18 protein-coding genes are annotated in these 17,821 nt (G+C 56.1%); 6 read left to right on the top strand and 12 right to left on the bottom strand.

From position 1 onward, the window contains the following. Nucleotides 1-775 precede the first annotated feature (775 nt). From AC2FEE_RS24675 to AC2FEE_RS24660, 4 genes are read right to left on the bottom strand one after another with little or no spacing between them, the layout of a single operon-like run. A complete protein-coding gene (locus AC2FEE_RS24675) occupies nt 776-1,552 on the bottom strand; it encodes a heme ABC transporter ATP-binding protein (protein WP_496868076.1) in 777 nt (258 codons plus the stop codon). 3 nt (nt 1,553-1,555) lie between these two features. Then, nucleotides 1,556-2,629, bottom strand: coding sequence for a FecCD family ABC transporter permease (locus tag AC2FEE_RS24670; protein WP_496868075.1), 1,074 nt, complete (start codon nt 2,627-2,629; stop codon nt 1,556-1,558). Beyond that, a complete protein-coding gene (locus tag AC2FEE_RS24665; protein WP_496868074.1) occupies nt 2,613-3,464 on the bottom strand; it encodes a heme/hemin ABC transporter substrate-binding protein in 852 nt (283 codons plus the stop codon). The genes AC2FEE_RS24670 and AC2FEE_RS24665 overlap by 17 nt, the downstream gene beginning before the upstream one ends. Next, nucleotides 3,461-4,507 (bottom strand): hemin-degrading factor, encoded by a 1,047-nt coding sequence (locus AC2FEE_RS24660; RefSeq protein ID WP_496868073.1) that lies wholly within the window; start codon nt 4,505-4,507, stop codon nt 3,461-3,463. Before AC2FEE_RS24660 ends, AC2FEE_RS24665 begins: the two co-directional genes overlap by 4 nt. 305 nt (nt 4,508-4,812) lie before the next feature. On the opposite strand from AC2FEE_RS24660, the gene AC2FEE_RS24655 reads away from it, so the two are divergent. After that, complete coding sequence (locus AC2FEE_RS24655) at nt 4,813-6,852, top strand: TonB-dependent receptor (RefSeq protein WP_496868072.1); 2,040 nt, start codon at nt 4,813-4,815, stop codon at nt 6,850-6,852. A 98-nt stretch (nt 6,853-6,950) separates the two neighbouring features. Here AC2FEE_RS24655 and AC2FEE_RS24650 read toward each other — a convergent pair whose 3' ends face one another. Both AC2FEE_RS24650 and AC2FEE_RS24645 read right to left on the bottom strand, forming a co-directional pair. Continuing rightward, complete coding sequence (locus tag AC2FEE_RS24650) at nt 6,951-7,457, bottom strand: hypothetical protein (RefSeq protein ID WP_496868071.1); 507 nt, start codon at nt 7,455-7,457, stop codon at nt 6,951-6,953. After that, complete coding sequence (locus tag AC2FEE_RS24645) at nt 7,454-7,672, bottom strand: hypothetical protein (protein ID WP_496868070.1); 219 nt, start codon at nt 7,670-7,672, stop codon at nt 7,454-7,456. Before AC2FEE_RS24645 ends, AC2FEE_RS24650 begins: the two co-directional genes overlap by 4 nt. 359 nt (nt 7,673-8,031) lie before the next feature. Here AC2FEE_RS24645 and AC2FEE_RS24640 point away from each other — a divergent pair, with 359 nt between their 5' ends. From AC2FEE_RS24640 to AC2FEE_RS24625, 4 genes are read left to right on the top strand one after another with little or no spacing between them, the layout of a single operon-like run. Then, entirely contained in the window at nt 8,032-8,955 is a 924-nt protein-coding gene (locus AC2FEE_RS24640) for a MotA/TolQ/ExbB proton channel family protein (RefSeq protein ID WP_496868069.1), read from the top strand. 4 nt (nt 8,956-8,959) lie between these two features. Beyond that, nucleotides 8,960-9,331 carry an ExbD/TolR family protein gene (locus tag AC2FEE_RS24635; protein ID WP_496868068.1) on the top strand — a complete coding sequence of 124 codons (372 nt, stop codon included), beginning with the start codon at nt 8,960-8,962 and terminating at the stop codon, nt 9,329-9,331. Between the two features lie 3 nt (nt 9,332-9,334). Then, nucleotides 9,335-9,718 (top strand): ExbD/TolR family protein, encoded by a 384-nt coding sequence (locus AC2FEE_RS24630; RefSeq protein ID WP_496868067.1) that lies wholly within the window; start codon nt 9,335-9,337, stop codon nt 9,716-9,718. Beyond that, entirely contained in the window at nt 9,715-10,551 is an 837-nt protein-coding gene (locus AC2FEE_RS24625; protein WP_496868066.1) for an energy transducer TonB, read from the top strand. Before AC2FEE_RS24630 ends, AC2FEE_RS24625 begins: the two co-directional genes overlap by 4 nt. A 1,094-nt stretch (nt 10,552-11,645) precedes the next feature. Here the strand turns inward: AC2FEE_RS24625 and AC2FEE_RS24620 are convergent. The 3 genes from AC2FEE_RS24620 to AC2FEE_RS24610 all read right to left on the bottom strand — a co-directional run bounded on the left by AC2FEE_RS24620 (nt 11,646) and on the right by AC2FEE_RS24610 (nt 12,876). Beyond that, complete coding sequence (locus AC2FEE_RS24620) at nt 11,646-11,861, bottom strand: hypothetical protein (RefSeq protein ID WP_496868065.1); 216 nt, start codon at nt 11,859-11,861, stop codon at nt 11,646-11,648. 214 nt (nt 11,862-12,075) lie between these two features. Further along, on the bottom strand, nt 12,076-12,471 hold the full coding sequence (locus AC2FEE_RS24615; RefSeq protein ID WP_496868077.1) for a hypothetical protein: 396 nt from the start codon (nt 12,469-12,471) through the stop codon (nt 12,076-12,078). A 6-nt stretch (nt 12,472-12,477) separates the two neighbouring features. After that, entirely contained in the window at nt 12,478-12,876 is a 399-nt protein-coding gene (locus AC2FEE_RS24610; protein WP_496868064.1) for a hypothetical protein, read from the bottom strand. Between the two features lie 1,213 nt (nt 12,877-14,089). Between AC2FEE_RS24610 and AC2FEE_RS24605 the strand changes: the two genes are divergently transcribed. Next, on the top strand, nt 14,090-14,500 hold the full coding sequence (locus tag AC2FEE_RS24605) for a DUF4082 domain-containing protein (protein WP_496868063.1): 411 nt from the start codon (nt 14,090-14,092) through the stop codon (nt 14,498-14,500). Between the two features lie 699 nt (nt 14,501-15,199). Here AC2FEE_RS24605 and AC2FEE_RS24600 read toward each other — a convergent pair. From AC2FEE_RS24600 to AC2FEE_RS24590, 3 genes are read right to left on the bottom strand one after another with little or no spacing between them, the layout of a single operon-like run. Beyond that, nucleotides 15,200-15,565 carry a cupin domain-containing protein gene (locus AC2FEE_RS24600; RefSeq protein WP_496868062.1) on the bottom strand — a complete coding sequence of 122 codons (366 nt, stop codon included), beginning with the start codon at nt 15,563-15,565 and terminating at the stop codon, nt 15,200-15,202. After that, nucleotides 15,565-16,599: a phosphate acetyltransferase gene (pta, locus tag AC2FEE_RS24595; RefSeq protein WP_496868061.1), complete on the bottom strand. Its 1,035-nt coding sequence runs from the start codon at nt 16,597-16,599 to the stop codon at nt 15,565-15,567. The genes AC2FEE_RS24600 and pta overlap by 1 nt, the downstream gene beginning before the upstream one ends. An 11-nt stretch (nt 16,600-16,610) precedes the next feature. Further along, nucleotides 16,611-17,651, bottom strand: a complete 1,041-nt coding sequence (locus AC2FEE_RS24590) for a YeiH family protein (protein WP_496868060.1) — start codon at nt 17,649-17,651, stop codon at nt 16,611-16,613. Nucleotides 17,652-17,821 lie beyond the last annotated feature (170 nt).

The raw sequence follows: 17,821 nt of genomic DNA, 5'->3' as shown, positions 1-17,821 counted from the left end.
TGATCGCTGTCCTAAAGTCTTCCTGTCCGCAATCGCACTCGCAACAACCGTCATTTATTGGCTAGGAATCCTGACCCTAGGTGAGTGAACATGATAAGTGTGCAGATAGTCTTCGAGTAATAGCCCGCCAAGCCCCATTTCTGCAGCAGACGCTATCTGCATGAACAGGAGCGACTTCAGTAAGAGGCTGTGTACCAGAGACAGATCGCCGTTCCGGTCCTTGCAGGCCGAACGCAGGCGCAGGACTTCTTATCGTTCGTTTGTGAACCACAGGGAATGTTCAGGGTGCTGTTCATGGGCAGCCAGTGCCATGTGGTCTAATCAACACCGTAAATGCAATTGAGCCATGTGATTGAAACAACGTCGGGCAGCGGCAATGGGCATGCGCATTCACTGCCCTGATCCGCCAGCAGAACGACCCGAACAAGGGCATGGCGCGACGGTGTTTCGAGGATCCTTGCGAGGGCGGTAAGGCTGGATTCATCGGCAATGGCGACAAACGCTCGGTCTGGGGAACGCCACCGTCAACCGGGCCGGTAAAGCGCCCTCACCCCTCTGGTTCCAGCGGGAACCGGGCAGCCTTCTCAGACGCAATCTGGCTGTTGGGCACAAAAGTTCCAGTTCACGCTCTGGCGTAAAAACCTAAACTGTTTTTTGTCAATTTGACGGTCGAAAGCCGGGTCTAGTGAGGATAGGTTATCTTTCCGGCACCCCACCGAACTGGTTGACGGGCGGTGGATTCAGATTTGATCGTCGACGCGTCGGAACACTGAGGTCAGTCCAGTCCACCAGCGACCTGCGGCAGAAGAAAGACGCCCGTGTCAGGGACGCGATTGACGGCGATATGACACCCATACGCCCGGCTCAGCAGATCGCTCCGCAGGCTTTCCTGCGGCGCGCCGTGATGCAAAATCTCACCTTCGGACAATAGCAGGACGCTGTCGGCGCACATGGCTGTCAGGTTCAGGTCGTGCATTACCATCACCACCCCGCCCCCAGTGGCTGCGAACTCCTGAATGATCTGCATGACCTGCAACTGGTGCCCGATATCCAAGCTAGAAACCGGCTCATCCAGAAACAGCCATCGGGCCTCGCCCGAACCGAGCGGCTCCCACACCTGTACCAGAACGCGGGCGAGTTGAACCCGTTGTTGTTCCCCCCCTGACAATTCCTGATAGAACCGGCCTTCGAACCCGCGCAAACCGACGCGGGTCAGGGCTTCCAGCGCGATCCGATCGTCTTCCACGCGCCGCATTCTGCCCATGCGTACGACCTCAAGCACCGTGAAGGGAAAACTCATCGGCGTGGATTGAGGCAATACCGCGCGCATGTCGGACAGCTCGGCGACAGAGGCTTGGGTGATATCTGTTCCGTTCAGAGTAATCGTTCCGTCAAAGGCCAGGTCGCCAGTCAGTGCCGCCATCAAACTGGACTTGCCCACGCCCGACGGACCGACCACAGCAGTGACCTGACCTGCATCCGCAGAAAAAGAGACATTGCTTAGGATGGTCCGACGACCGTGTTTCAAGGACAGACGCGAGACATTCAACATGGTTCAAAGATCCACGATTCCGCGTTGACGAAGGAGAATCCACAAAAAGAACGGGGCTCCGATCACGGCGGTGACAATACCAATGGGCAGCTCGGACGGTGCAATGATCACTCGGCTGATCAGATCGGCCAGTAACAGCAGAGCCGCGCCTAGTAATGCGGAATTTATCAGCAGATAGCGATGATCCGGCCCGGATGCCAATCGCAGCAAGTGCGGAACCACAATGCCGACGAAACCGATCCCGCCACTAACGGCGACGGATGCGCCTGTCGCCGCAGCGACAATCAAAACGGCGCAGGTTTTCAGGCGCTGGACGCGAATACCGATATGCCCCGCTGCGGCTTCGCCAAGTGACAAGGCGTTCAGACCCTGCGCCAGAAAGGGGGACAGCAGCAGCGGTAAAACGATCAGTGGTCCAGCGACGCTGATTTTGCTCCAGCTACTGCCCGCCAATGACCCCATCGACCAGAAGGTAAAGTCGCGCAGCTGTGCGTCATCGGCCATGTAAACAAGGATACCTGTTAGTGCCATGGCCAAGGCTGTAAGAGCAATCCCCGCCAGCAGCATCGTGGCAACCGAGGTCCGCCCGCGCCGCGTTGCCACACGGTAAAGCAGGATGGTGGTGACCCAGGCTCCGATGAAAGCTGCGGCAGGAACCAGCCAGATTGCGAACGCGGCGGCAAAACTCAGCGTGCCGCCCAGAACGATGGCGCTCACGGCACCTAAACTGGCGCCGGCGCTGACACCGACAATGCCGGGGTCGGCCAATGGGTTGCGAAACAGCCCCTGCAATATTGCACCTGAAACCGCCAGGCCTGCACCGACAAGGCAGCCCATGAGCACACGCGGCGCGCGGATATCCCAAAGGACAACACGGTCGCGCAGAGACATTTCACGCACCTGCACCATGTCGGACAATGCTTGCCAGAGTGACGTGCCCGCAGAACCGGTTGCCAGACCGACAAGGGCGGCGGCACACAGCACAATCACTAACGCCCAAGTTAACCGTCGCGCGGCGTCGCTGCGATCGCCCTCAACAGCGACGCCACCAATCGTGTGGTCAACCATTGCCGTCATTCAATTCGGTCGCCAGCTCGGTCACGGCCTGACCGGTGCGGACCGAAAAGCCCAGCAACAGCATCCCGTCCATGCGGATCAGGGTTTGGTTCTGACCCGCAGGCGTCGCAGCTATGGCGGGATGAGACAGGACATCTTCATCCGTGCCCGAGACACCGCGACCCGCCTCCATCATCAAAATAGCATCGGGGGCTGCCGTTATGATCGCTTCATCGCCCAGTGGTTTGTAGCCCTCAAAGCCCTGCACCGCATTGGTCGCTCCGGCCATTTCGATGATCCCCTGCGCTGCCGTGTCCTGCCCGGCGGCAAGGACGCGTCCACCCTGCATGGTCATAACGAACAGAACGCGCTTGTCCCCCAGTTCGAGGTGGTCGGTGGCTGCGTCAATTGCACCGCCCACCTGTGCAACCAGAGCCTCACCCTGTTCAGGTACGTCCAAGGCTTCGGCCACCGCCCGGATCTTGGCAATCACGGCCGCGCGATCATGCCCCATCGGGATCGTCACGAAGGGAATCTGCGTTTCAGCCAGAACATCCAGCGTCTCCGGAGGCCCCGCCCCTTCCTCTGCAAGGATCATGTCGGGGCTGACTGACAACAATCCTTCAGCCGAAAGGCGGCGCACATAGCCGACATTGGGCAGATCAGACACTTGCGGAGGGTGGTTCGAAGTACTGTCCCTTGCCACAAGCCGATCTTCCTGACCCAACGCATAGATGATTTCGGTGATCGAGCCCCCTGCGGACACGATCCGCTGCGCCGGGTCCGCGCTCAGAAGGGTTGCCGCTAGCGACAGTGCCCCGGCGAGGGCTCCGACTTTCGAAATTGAATTGATCATGCGAAGACCTCCTCGGGTTTTCCCTCAAGCGACAAAACCAGCTCATTCCACTTCGCGGCGGCTTCGGGCTCAGCCAGAACGCCGAATAGTTGCAGGATCAGTGCGCCGTTCGCATCAAACGCCTCGACCGAAATCGCGTCGCCCCGTTTGGTCGCTTTGGTCGCCTGCCACACCTCTGCGATATGATCGGAACGCAGATGAAGGTTAAAGCCGGGGTCCAGCACATTCAGCCAGGGACCTATCTGTTTGACTTCTTGGATGGCACCGGTGTGTATCTCAATACAGCCCTGATTGCCGACAAAGACCATGATCGGCACCCCGATCTCAGCCGCCTTGTGCAGCACTGTGTCTACCGCCGTAGTCGCCAGAGGCCGGACATAGGGCGCCCCTGCCATTCGATAAGCACCCAATCGGTTAAGTTTGAGTTTCCGCACCATTTGAAGGAACTGATGCGTATCTGTGATCTCATCCCATCCCGCGTGCAGCCGGTCTATTTTGGTGGGATCGACCTTGGCCCCTTCAACCACCGCGCGCGGCTCAACGGTCAGCACATCAGACTGATCCGCCACCTTTAACTCTTCAACGATCCGATCCCATTCCTCGGTCACCGAGTTGTCACGCAGGAAAATCTTGTGCACCGCATCACCGGCTGCATCGAAAATCTGAAGCGAATGCCGTTCGCCTCCGTCATCCAGTTGCTTTGATACGGCAAAAGCGTGAAGCCAGTGCCTGGGGAACATGCGCAGGTCAATCTCGTGATTGACCACAAGCGCCGCATGGGGACCGCCGCGATACCCGTCAAAGATACCGACTTTCTCGATCACGCAGCTTTCATTTCGGGTCAGGGCCATGACCTCACCCAGATGGCTCACCAAAGGCATCAGCTGATCCATATCCGCGCTGATGCGGACCACGTTGTCACCAACATGGGCCGCGATAAGTTGGGCTTCGGAAATGCCCAATTGATCAGCCAGATCGCGTTCCCGCTTCTTTGGGTGTTCAAGCCAGGCGGCACGGATTTCGGAAGGGCATGGTTGCGCCATTTGTGTCTCCAGATCGGTGTCAGAAGCGCAGTTGGCTGAGATCCAAAGACCGGGCTATGCACTGAGTATAGCTGTATCGGCCCCTGACCTACGCGGTTAAACCTGTGGCATCAAGAGCACGCGAGTGTATTCTGACAAAATTACTATGGTATTTGCAAGCCACCTTCTTTAAACACTGCGTCGTTCGGTAAATCCGCAAGACTGCCGCACAGAAACACCCAGCATTTAGCAAGGTATTGGTGGAAATTCGCCCGATCCGGGGCGAGTGCGCCACTCACCGCACGTACACAATACCGGGGGTTTATATGTACTCGACGCTTATGCGTTCAACCGCAACAATCGCTTTGACCAGCGCATTTCTGGCAGCCGGGCCGACAGGCGCGCAGGAACAGGAAGAAAACGTCATAGAACTGGGCGACATCATCGTCACCGGCACCGGCATCCCGACGGAGGTGTTCACAAGCCCGGGCTCTGTCACGGTCGTCGATTCCGGTGAAATTCGCGAGGTCGCACCTACCTCGGTCGCCAATCTTTTGTCGGATGTCCCCGGCGTGCAGGTCACCGCGAGCGATCTGGACCGCATTCGGATTCGCGGTGAGGAATCGCAGCGTGTCGCCATCCTGCTGGACGGGCAGCGCCTTTCAGATCACAACCGCTATGGTACGCCGCTACTGGTATCTCCTACGGATATCGAGCGGATCGAGATCGTGCGCGGCCCGTCATCGGTTGTGTCTGGTAACCGCGCCATTGGCGGCGTCGTGAACGTCATCACCAAAAGAGGCGCGGACAAACCAGTGGAAGTGTCGGGTACAGCCGGCTACATCGGTGCCAATGACGGCTATCGCACTGCCGCCAGTATCGCGGGCTCGGTTAACAATTTCGACTACCGGCTGTCCTATTCCAAACTGGACCTGAACGATCGTGAAACACCCGATGGCGATCTCGTACCTTCGGGCAGCGAAGAGGACGGTGTACTAGGTTTCGTGGGATACCGCTTTGGCCAAAGCTATGTCGGCCTGCGCGCGCAGGATTTTAATGCCTCGACAGATGTTTATACCGGCGACCCCGACTTCCAGATTGATTTGCCCAAACGTGATTTGCGAAAATACAGCGCGTTCTATGAAGGCGAGGATCTGACTCCTTGGATGTCGATGCTGAAATTCAACGCGTACACTCAGAAGGTTGACCGCGAATTCGAAAACAACATAAGCCTTGGACCCTTTGCGCCAAGTTTCGCAATCACCTCGGACGACGAACAGACGACGAGCGGGTTTCTTGCAACCGCGAACTTCGAGTTCGCCCCGGGGCACAGAACTGTGGTGGGGCTGGAATACGAAGATGATAGTCTTGAAACAGACAAGGCAACGACGACGATCTTGCCGGGTCCTATTCCACCAATCACAGGCACCACTTTTGTGGATGCCAAAATCCGTACGTCGAGTTTGTTCGCGCAGCATGAAGTTTCACTAGGCGACTTTGTTACAACGCTGGGTGCGCGGTACTACAAGGTGGACAGCGATCAAGATCAATTCGTCCGAAACGGAGTCACCCAACCGCAGCAAAGCAACAGCGACAGCCGTTGGCTGGGTTCAGCGGGGGTCGTCTATAACCTGTCAAGCAACACGGTTCTGCGTGCCAATATTTCGCAAGGTTATACATATCCTTCTCTGTCTGAGCTCTACATCACTACCGAAGCTGGCGGCCAGACCATCAACGGGAACCCAAACCTAAAGCCGGAAACGGCCACCAACTACGAAATCGGCGCACGTATTGACCGCGGCATTATCGTCTTGGATTCTGCAATCTTCTACACACGGTCCAAGGACTATATTGCAGTAACCGGCGATCCAAATGCGCCTGGACAGCTGACCTATGACAACGTTGACAGAGTCAAAAGCTGGGGCTTTGAGGTCGCAGCTGAGGTTGACCCTGGTTGGGGTGGCATTCGACCTTACGTGGTACTGACAAACATCACACGTGAATTCGAATATTCAACCGGGCTGGAAACCAAAGACAGCGGAACACCGGAGTGGACGGGAACGCTTGGAGTGCGCTCTGATTGGCAAACAGCCAGTCTGTCCGGAACCTGGGACGTGTTCGTGCGCGGCGAAAGCGCCGCCAAATTGCGGGACGAGAACGGCAACATTGTCGACACCGGCACGCCAACCGGCTCCAACCCGACATCAGGCTGGACCACTCTGAACTTCCGGGGCAGCCTGGACCTGACCGAGAACGCATTGCTGACGCTTGAACTGAACAACATCTTGGACAAGTCCTATCGGGCGAACGATCAAATCCCGGCGGCGGGGCGCAACATCAACCTGTTTGTGACGGCAACATTCTAACGCTTTGCCATAAATGCAAACCAAAGGGCCGCAGACTTTTCTGCGGCCCTGCTTTGCTGCGACGCCTGAAACAGCAAACAAAAAGAGCTGCTGGACGTTCAGGAAACCACGCGCAGTTTTGGTCTCTCACCTTTGCGCTTAGGGCCCGTTTTCCCTGCAGGGAACCTGTTGGCAAAAGTCAGACCGGATCGGATGACGTCCGGGTTCATCCAGCCCTGAGTCAGCTCTTCAACAGCCTGGCGCGCGGCAGACGTGTTGTCGCGACGCATGTAATGCAAAACCAGTATCAGAGCGGCTTCGTCGTTGGACATCCAATCATTTCGATTGTCATTAAACGGATCAACATACTCGAATGACCCATCCCGCGTTTTAGTGGCATTTTTCAGAAAGCGCGCCAGTAAATGCGCAGCGGGTAGGCCAATTGCGTCGCCCCACTGTTCTGCTGCGATGGAATAAGCCCGATGCCAGGCCTGAGACTCGGGATTCTGCAGTGCGTCCAAATGATGCCGTATAACACTGAGCAAAGCGGTCTCAAATTCATCCAACGGCAGGGTTCCGAGAGGCACAAGACCACCATCCATCCCGGCCAATGACGCGAGTGTCATGACGCGTTCCTTTCACGCGGCTGTAGATCTGAAGCCAGTTTTGTCACATTCTCAGGCAAGTCTTCCGGCGTGCGCTGCTGCATGGGTGAAGCCGCATGCGCGGGAAACCGCAGATCGGCCTCAATGGCCGCGCGCAACTGGGGTTTCAACCTGCATCCAAATGCGTTGGCCACGTCGTCCGTTGCCAACATCGTCGCCATCAGAGAAGTCTTCATCTGCAATCCTTTGGTTTCACATGCCTTGGGCGCCCGCCTGCTGCGAGCGAAAGTTATAGAGGCCGGGCGTGACTCCGAAGGATCTGACTGAGCCGTTGCTGTATTCGACTGTTTCAGTCAGGAATTACAATCCATGATTCTGAGCTTCTGCATCTGGACGGAGATATTTATTGACAAAATCTGTCAGGAAATCTAGGCCAAGGCAACTTGTAGCTGAATGCTCCATAGCCAAGTCGCGATTGTACTGATTTTCGAAGTGCGACCCAGCAAGCCACACAATGCCCAAAACACCCTCATGCAGTGCGCAACGGGACACTGTCATAACGATCACCTTTGATAAGACGGATTCAAAGCCTGTCATGTCCAAGAACCTGCTGTTTGCCTCACTCCTTGTTGTCGCTCCTGCTGTAGCTTTTGCCCAGAACACGGCTCCTGAATTGACCACTGAAGCTCAGGCCGTACCAAGACCTCAGGCGTCAATTTCGACCGAAACACACGGCCAGCCGACGCAAAGCGGCCCTGAGATTGCAGCCTCTCAGTACACGGAAGACATTCTGGCCTCACCCGATCAGGCCGTACCGGAGGAGCAAACGCCCCAGCCTCAACCTGAAACGGCGGTGATGGTGCAGAGCCTGCAAAACGCATCTGCCTCAGCGACCGAGTTTCTCAGAAACGGCGGCCCGTCGATTTGGGCGATTGCGGCGCTGTCCGTCATCACGTTGACCCTGATCCTTTGGAAAATCTGGCGTCTGGCTTTGATTGGAGCGTGGTCCCGCGGCAAAGCCGGTATGGCGGTGGACCTTTTCGAAACTGGCGATACAGAAAGAGCCATGGCAACAGTTGAGGGTCGCCGCGGCGTACGATCCATCGTTGTCGCCAATTCGATCCGCGCGATCCGCAATTTGCCAGAGGACCGCGCCCGCGAAGAAACCGCGCGTGTTGCCAAACGCGAATTGGCTCAGGCAGGCGTTGGTTTGCGGGCTTTAGAACTGATCGCCACCATCGCCCCATTGCTGGGCCTCCTGGGAACGGTTCTTGGCATGATCGCTGCCTTTCAGGCCTTGCAGCAGTCCGGGAACCGCGCCGACCCGGCATTGCTGGCCGGCGGCATCTGGGAGGCACTACTGACCACTGCCGCTGGCATGGCCGTTGCAATCCCGGCCTCAGCTGCACTGACCTGGTTCGAGGCGGTGATTGACCGCATCCGGCGCGATGTCGAAGACGGCGCGACCCGGCTGTTTGTCTCGGACAAACCGCAAAACATAAAGTTGGTGGCGGAGTGATCAGGTGCAGTTTGCCTCTCCCAGCAGACCACGCCGGAAACCCAGCCTGACACCCATGATCGACGTGGTGTTTCTATTGCTGGTGTTCTTCATGCTGGCCTCACGCTTTGGCGTCGATGCGATGGTGCCGCTGCCATTGGCCTCTTCGGGCGGGAAATATACCGGGCCACCACGTCTGATTGACGTCCACCCGGACAAGGTGGCGCTGAACGGCCGCGACACGGACGACCTTGCGCTGGCGTTGACACCTTTGATGCAATCCCCAACGGACATGCTGATCTTGCGCGGACAGGAAGGGGCCAACTTGCAGCGCATCGTCTTCGTGACCGAGATGTTGCAAGCTGCCGGATTCAACTCAGTTGTTCTGGTGGAATAGCGGATGGATTTCTCGCCCCCCCCTGCCCGACCACGCACTGAGTCCATCGTGCCGATGATCAACGTGGTCTTCCTGTTGCTCATTTTCTTTCTGATGACGTCAAACCTGGCTACGCCCGAACCCTTCGAGGTCACGCCCCCGAACGCGCGCGCGTCCACCGAACCCGAAGCGCAGCAAGTCCTTTACATCGACAAGACAGGCATGCTGTCCTTTGAAGGGTCGGAAAACGCTGCCGCACTGGCCGCAATCACGACACTCGACGCAACAAACGCCATCATTCAGGTCCGTGCCGATGCACAGCTTGAGGCCGCAGTATTGGCCCGCGTGCTGAAAGACCTGACGACAGCCGGGCTGTCGCACATTGAATTGATCGTGACGTCCCGATGACACGTTGGCTTGAGATATGCGCCTTCGTCACCCTGGCTTTGGCTTTGCACGTTCTGGCCTTCGCGCGACCCGCAATGACCGGGTTGCAAGCTGGGGGCAGCGGTGGCGAGGAAATGGTGTCGATCAAGGCCGCCGCGGCCGCGGTGACAGAAATGGTGGCCACTTGGGAGCGACCCATCACGACGCCTCAAACGACACCGCAGTTGCTTACTCCACCGCAATCCACAGCGCGCGCGGCGGTAAAAGCGCCTCGGCCTGATCTTTCGCGCGCACCGCGCGCGCCCGTCACCATTGCCATGACATCTCCAGCCCGCAATGAACCAATCAACATTGACACATCGCCTCCGCCCCCTCCGGCCCCTCAGCGGATAGCTCAGACAAAGCCGGAACCGCCCAAACCACCTAAAAAATCCGAGATACAGCCAGAGCAGGGGATCAAAGCAAACAAGGCGTCAGCTAGTCGCAAGAAAGAAACTGCAGCTGGCACCGGAGGGGCGGCACAGGCGGGTCAAGGCAGCGCCGACGCGACCACCGGAAAAAACACCCGAACCGCCCAGCTACAGGCGGTGTGGGGATCAAAGATCCGGGCTCGGATCGAGCGAAACAAACAGTACCCTCGCGGTTCTCAAGACAGCGGGAGCGTGTCGGTCGCCATTCAGGTGTCGCGCGACGGCAGGCTGCTGGGGTATCGCATGCGCGCATCGTCGGGCAGTGCCGTTTTGGACAAAGCTGCAATGTCCGCCGTTACCCGGGCCAAACGCTTTCCTAAAGCACCGAAAAACCTGCCCGGACAGACATTCAATTTTGCAGTCACTTTGAAGCTCTCACCCTGACGACAAGCGCTATGACCCAAAAGGCACGCCCGACACTGGCACAGGCAAGCACACCTGATCGACCCCCCCAAAACCCTCAGGATCGACAATCGGGCTGCCGCTCAAAGCGACGGCTTCAATAGTTATTATCAGCTCGGTCAGAACGTCACCAAATACCCAACCCAAAACTTGCGCTCTTGGTCAACAACCGGGATAGCTTGCCCGCTCAGCTGATGTGTTTGCACCGAACGGGCGGTGGGGTTCAATCGATCGGTGTCGAACGTGTTGCTGATCGCAAATCTGAACCCACTCAGGCCAATTTGTTCGGACATCCTCGCGCTCACCGCGGTGGTGTCTTCATCTCACGTTAGGTGGGCGGCCGAGTTTGGCGGGGATCATCGAACACATGCCCGGCCTTCCATTGTACAACTTCTTCTGGTGTAAAAAGACAGTCTTGTACTGCGCCGGAAAATGTCTCCAGCCCATCGCGATCACCGATAACAATCAGACGACAGTGGCGATCTCGGAAAACAGGGGAGTATTTTTCAAACGAAGCCGCAACTCCGTGCGTTCCTTGGGTATTAAGTTCAGGCCGTCATCCTCCAGCGTCACGGCCATCCAATAACTGGCTACGGGATTTGAATGGACAGATATGCGTCGACGGTTTTCATGGGCAATACTCCAAAGGCAAGTCCGAGACGCCAAAACGAGGTTCGCATGCTTTTCCTTCGCAGATTCGGTGGGCGGCTCCAGCGGAATCGGCAGTGTTTTCACATTCCGATTACTGGGGCATGAGGGGTTTGGCCCTCGAGTTCGCTACTTCGGAAAAAGGTGGCAGCCCCTTTCGTTCCTTCCAGACGGGCTCCCAAGGCGAGTTTTTTGCGTACCTGATGAGGTTCAATGCAATCCATAACCCGTGGCGTAAGTGCGAGCTCCCTTGTCAGAAATCCTGCCTGAAACGCACGCGGCACACATGACCCGAAAGGGTCAAATCGCGCCCGAAATCTGTTCTTTCAAACAATCCGCTAGACTGCCTGTCCGATTTCCCAGCGATCGCCAAGACAACTTAGCGCGTTCAGAACCTTGCAAAAAACCAGTGAAATGCAGGTAGTCGATTAAGAAAAGATAAACTCGTCAGTCAGAAGAAAAGGCTTCTGCGGCTCAAGTTCTGAAGCCATATGAAAGGGTGCCTTCATAGGCGCAACATCCGAGGAGGCCGCTGCTTTGGCCTGATCTTTACGAAGTTCGAGTTGGTTCAGCAAGAAGAATAGACCTGCCCTTTTACCCTTCAACGCCTCAGGTACCGTCACTGGCACAACCTGTGTGTTCATTGGAGAGTTCTTCATCAAAGGAACCTTCGGGACCAAGCAGCTTTACAGCATAGTATGGAAAGAGAAATGCACATTGCATGACAAAATGCAAATTTTGCGAAGGGCGTGTCTTTTCCACCAACAATTCAAAACCACAGCATTTGAGTTGATTTGGAATCTAACAACGGATGCGATCGGCCTGACCCGGCCCCGCACGATACCGCGTGTGAAGAATTCACTGCGCACGACCCCTTAGGAAGGCCAGAACATTTGTTTGAACCTTTTGCCGTACTTGACGACAGAAGGATTGAGCAAACCTCGCTAACTCCAGACAGTTCTCGTCGATATCGGCAAAAATCTGGTGCAGCTCGGGAACCACGTGGTCACGGAATTCCTGGTCCGCCTGGGTGATCTTAAGGTCTGCGTCTTGAATCGCGTTCCGTATACCTGTCAGGTCAAGCGGGTGCACCGCAATCTGGCCCAACAATTCGGTCTGTCGGCCTTGCAATTCTAACAGGCGGCTCTCGGGCACGAGACCCTGATCAAGCAGAGTACTGACATTGCTTATCTCCCGATCAACAAGGGCAACTTGGCTCTCAATAGCATCAAGTTGCGCCAAAATGCCGGCGATTTGAGCTTATTGCTGTTGGATCTGCTCTCTGAGCTGTACCTTGCGGCTCTCCAAAACGGCGCGTCGAGGTTTTAAGGCCTCGTTCCGACCTTGCAATTGCCCCTGCACCGCATCCGGATCAAGCGCGATCTCGGTTTCGATCGGCTGCATCTCGTCCAGTTTCAGTCGTTCAGCCTCTCGCTGAACCTTGCGCGCCGTCGGTTCGGTCAGTACACCGTGTACGACACCCCGGTTGATCTCCGCCAGCTTGGGATCAAGCTGCAGCACGACCTGCCGTGCCTCGACAAGGTCGCGGTTCTTGACCTTGATTTCCTGAACGATACACTGTTTCAGCCTTTGAACAGGCCGCAGGTCGAACTGCACTGCTACCTCTCCAGAGGCAATGACCGCACCGTCAATGGTCACTTTCCGAAAATGAGTAACCAACAGCTGTTAGGCGTCAGCGCCAACCAGACAGTTTAGGGTGTTTGATAAGAGAGGATGTCGCTCGTCTGGTTGGATTGACGGTGCGGCGGATCTGCGGTGAGGCAAGAGCCGGGTTTCGATGGTCTTTCTAGTTGTTGCAACATAACCTAGCCCGTCCGAAGTAGACCCAAAAAGGCGCGAGGTTTTGCAGGCTTTCGCGGTATCAACGGTGATTGTAGTGATCGACGTAGGCGTCAATCTGTTGAGTGAGATCGTCAGGCAGATTGTTGGATTTGAGGATGCGATAGACTGAAGCCTCTGATGACGGTCTTGTCGGTCAGGTGACAGAGTTAAAACACTACCGAGACGCTGCGGATGCCGATGATACAGATGTCCGCAATGCGAGTTTGTGGGGCTCCTCGCAAACAATTCTTGCGAGCGCCTTTCATTATCTACGCCTAGAAAGTGTGGCTGGCAAACCCTAGCGCTTGTTGTGCCCGTCAGCACCCTGGCTGGTCAGCAATATTAGGTCTCGTACAAAACGCTGGACAACTATGCCGTGTCAAACGCTTTCTTCGGCAGCGAATTCATCGAACCATTCGGAGTATTGATCACTCCCGAAGCTGCAGACGTGTACGGATATAGTGGGTCACCGGTTTTTCGACCAACAGCTTTCAGGACAGGTTCAACTGGGTGGATGTAACCTTTGGAAGGATACCAGTCTTCCGCTGACATTCGCAAAGGTAACTTCTGAACCAGGCGAAATCGGATGGCAGACCGTCGATCTGGCAACACCGGAATACGCATCCGGTAGTGAGCTGTTTGTGGCGCCCTATGGCACAATTAAGACTAACGCGGTTCCTCAGAATGATTTCAACAGCCCCAGACCAGCGATGATGGCATCTTGTTGCGCCAGCGAACGCAGTTGGCGCAAGCGACGGGCCGTGCAATGTTGGTTCAACGGGGATGTTCCCACAGAAATCGTACCTCTCTAGCAACTATTGGGTGGACGTTGACTTCGGCGCCGAACCTCCCGTCCCCAAGTAGCCGCCCCTGCAAACAGCGCTCCGGATGGGGACACATTTGTATTTGCAATCGCCGAAGGGGCAGACGCAAATGCGTTCGTTTTCGACACGAACACCGGAGCACTGACCTTTACAACGCCACCCGATTTCGAAAACCCTGGGATGGCAATGGCGACAGTACTTATGACGTGATCGTCTCGGTCGCGGATGCGTTCAACCCGGCTGTCGAGCAAGTGGCCACAATCACATTAACAGATGTCGTGGACGAGATTGGCCCATCGCTCTCCACTTTGTTTGGACCGACAGACACACCAGATCAGTTAGTTACGTTCGATCCGACTGACTGTGAATTGGGAGTGGAGTTCACAATTGCCTCTGACGGGCATGTCACTGGTCTGCGCTGTTGCCGCGGTGCTGTTGACGCAGATGTGCGCGTGCTGAACCTGTCGGCCGAAGAATGTACCAAACTGGCCAGTGTCTCGGTGCAGTCCGACCCTGGTGAAAGCGGTTGGCAGGTCGGCACCTTTTCGTCACCAGTCGATCTGCAGGCGTGCTCATCCTATGTTGTTTCCTGTGGAACGACTCAGAAATATGCATAAAGCGGAAGCTTCTTCGTAAGCGGCTGGGCCGGACAGGCAACTGGCAGCTCCCGCCGACAGCGTTCAAACCAGCAATGGCGTATATGCTGCGGGCGTAGTCGATCAGTTCCCGACGCAAAGCTTCAACGCCTCCAACTATTTGGTCGACGTGATCGTTGAAACATCTGCCGCCGCTGCACATGGGGACGAATATTCATTCTAAATCCGAGTTCTTTGGGCCACCTTCAATCCGTACTTTGTCTTCCGTTTCGGACTTGGTCCGAACGGAGAGCAAAGGAGGCTTTGTCGCAAACTGTTCCGAAGCGTGAACTCGTATCGAGCCTCACAAAGCTTATTCGGCCAAGGCGGCAAACCTTTTGAATGGACATGTTCTGACTCCGAGCTGGCCCTTTCGGATCATCTGCGCAACTTAGATGTCGTCTAGTGTCCGGGATGCAAATACAAAGGATTTGAACCCGAGCATCGGTCGGATCTGACGTTTGAAGATGGCATGCCTTGCACATTCCTCAAACATCCCGGGCGCGTCAAAGCCTTGCCACCATAGATAAAGGGGCCAATGAAGTTACCATAAGGGTCCTATCGGAATGTCGAGGTGAAGAGTCGGCTAACCCAGAAGCAACGGGCGTTGCTGAAAGCTCGGAAACCCTGAAAGTCCCACCCAATTGATCGGAACCTCCACACCTTCAGGACCCTTTTGCGTTACTCAGACAAATCCCGAATGACAAAGTGCTTTGTCGTCGTCTCAACAACTTCCCAGTAGCCTTGAAAGCCATTTGGGATCATAAAGCTGTCTCCGGTACGAAAATCCTGCCGCGTCCCGTCTTTGTGAATCAAGGCGCAATGCCCCTCAACGATGTAGCAATATTCATCCTTGTCCGTAAACGCGTGCCATTTCCCGGGAGTAGATCTCCAAGTGCCCGCGGAGAGCGCGCCGTCGGGACTGGTGAAATGCATCCCGATCTTGTGGAAGGGGTCCCCCTCTACAACGCGATCAGGCAGATCGGAAAGGCGGCGTTCGCTGCGGGTTGCGGGTTCGTCAAATAGATTGATGACATGTACGTTCATCACGAAACCTCCGGGTTCGGTTGCGTCTTTGTTTCGTTTGCTTCGGCTTGGGCTGCGGTTACGGCGATCATGTGCAAAACATCCTCGGCCGAGCATCCGCGGGACAGATCATTGGCGGGCTTATCCAACCCCTGCATTATTGGGCCAATTGCCACTGCCCCTCCAACCCGCTGCGCAATTTTGTAGGCGATATTGCCAGTTTCGAGGTTGGGGAAGACAAAGATGTTTGCGTTGCCGCCCAGCGGTGAATCCTTGGCCTTTTTCGCCGCAACCTCAGGTACGAAGGCTGCGTCAAACTGCAATTCACCGTCGATGACAAGATCGGGTGCAGCGTCCTTGGCCAGTTGCGTGGCCTCAACGACTTTGGACACGGCTGCACCGCTGGCGCTGCCACGGGTCGAGAAGGACAACATCGCAACACGCGGCGTATCCTGCGTCAGCGCCCGAAAACTATTGGCCGAATCCAACGCGATTTGCGCCATTTCTTCTGCCGAAGGATCGACAACCAGGCCGCTATCCGCAAAGACATGCGCGCCCTTTTTGACGTGATGACCTTCGCAGAACAGCATAAGGAAAAAGCTGGATACAAGCTTTTCGCCGGGTTTTACACCGATGACCTGAATGGCAGTTCGAACGATCTCGGCCGTGGTTGCCACGGCACCGCCAAGGGTTCCGTCCGCAAGCCCGTTCTTCACCATCAGTGCTGCAAAAACATGCGGCTTGCGCGTTTCAACGAAGGCCTGTTCCTGCGTAATTCCTTTGTGCTTGCGCAACTCAAAAAGCAACGTCGCCAGTTCATCGAAATGTGCTGACGAGGCAGGATCTGCGATTTCTATTCCGTCACCTGGTTGGGCGCTCAGTGATGCAAGTTGGCCCAAGGTAACATCTTCATCCCCCACCAGTACTACTCGTGCAACGCCCTTATTCCTGGCTTCTAGCGCGGCTTTGACAATGCGGGGGTCAGCCCCTTCTGACAGGACAATTTTCTTTTGAGATTGCGCAGCATTCCTGAGCAGTTCTTCCAACGGCTTCATGGCAGTTCCCTTCAAAAATGCACGAGATAGACGCCCGCCAGTACCAGCACGGCGATAAAGACGGTCTCGGCAACGATCAGTGCGATGGCCTGCCCCCCCACATCCAGAATACGCTTAAGCGAGGTTTTCATCCCGACCGCTGCGATCGAGACCAGTAGCGCCCAGCGACTAAGGCTGGCCATGGCCGAGGAGACGACTTCAGGAATGAACCCCAGTGAGTTCAGGGTTGCGAAGATCAGGAAACCCACGACAAACAAAGGCAAAATCGGAGGTCGCTTACCCTCGTCTTCACTGAACTCTGCATAACGGCGGACGAGCGCCGAAATCACCAGAACGACCGGAGCCAACATTGCAACGCGGATCAGTTTTACCATCGTCGCTACTTCACCGGCTTCGTCCGAAACCGAAAAGCCCGCGCCGACAACCTGCGCGACGTCGTGAATTGTACCGCCCAAAAATACGCCCGAAATCTGATCGTCGAAATCAAAAGTTTCAGTCAGAATCGGATAGGCGATCATCGCAACCGTGGATAAGACAGTCACCGACAGGACGGTAAAGATCAGATTGCGCTCGGAGTGTTCGTTCTTTGGCAAAATGGCGGACAGCGCCATCGCAGCGGAGGCCCCACAAATCGCAACCGAACCGCCGGTCAAAATGCCAAACCGCCAACCACGTCCAAGCAAGCGCGCACCGAGCAGCCCAAACAGGATCGTCAGAATGACGCCCGTGATGACAACTGCGATCAGTTGCGGCCCTAGGCCAACCATTAGTTCAACAGAGATCCGTGCGCCCAACAGCGCAACACCAAAACGCAGGACAGTACGCGCGGTAAAATCGATGCCGGCCTTGCAGCTACCGGTATCCTCCTCGGCCAAAAAATGAAACGCTATGCCAAGCAAAAGCGCCATCAGCATTGCCGGCGCACCGTAGTGTTCTGACAGAAACTGCGCCGCAACGGCCACGACTACAGAAACCAGAAATCCGTGGCCGTTCTTGCGAACCAAATCTTGCGCCCAGGACAAGGGCGCCTGGGATGCATTTAACGCCTGCATCATGTTTCCTTTGTGCGATAATTGCGCCTCCTGACCAGAGGGCTCAATGAAACCCGGGCCTGATTGGGCCCGGGTTTAAAACCTGCTTAGGCGGCTCCGGCCTGCGGTGTCATGTCGTTTTCGCTGATGCCGGCGACTTCGACCGGCTTTTTCATTGCGTCACGACGGAA

The sequence above is a fragment of the Ruegeria sp. YTSC199 genome, from assembly GCF_059609725.1.
The sequence above is the reverse complement of the archived record's forward strand: the minus strand, read 5'-3'. Positions and strand labels throughout refer to the sequence as shown.